This is a genomic window from Pseudomonas sp. AC463 (assembly GCF_979253585.1).
Genome location: NZ_CEEDDZ010000729.1, coordinates 1 through 263, shown reverse-complemented (window position 1 = coordinate 263; position 263 = coordinate 1). Strand labels below are relative to the sequence as shown.

The window sequence follows — 263 nt, the reverse complement described above, 5'->3', positions numbered from 1 at the left end:
CGTCAGGATGGTCGCGTGCACATTGCTGATGCGATTTCCCGCGGCGCCGCCGCAGTTGCCTACGAAATCGATGGCTCTCTGCCGATGACCGCCGAGAGCGCTGAACTGGTTGCCATCAAGGGTTTGGCAGGGCAGTTGTCGGCGATTGCCGGGCGCTTCTATGGCGAGCCGAGCCGTGGTCTGCATATGGTCGGTATCACCGGCACCAACGGCAAAACCAGTGTCAGCCAGTTGCTGGCTCAGGCGCTGGATCTGCTTGGCGA

The 263-nt window shown here is 62.0% G+C and carries 1 pseudogene; it reads left to right on the top strand.

Annotated elements, in window-relative coordinates:
* Window positions 1–263, top strand: a pseudogene (locus AC0IYH_RS32125) (UDP-N-acetylmuramoyl-L-alanyl-D-glutamate--2,6-diaminopimelate ligase); the annotation flags it as partial.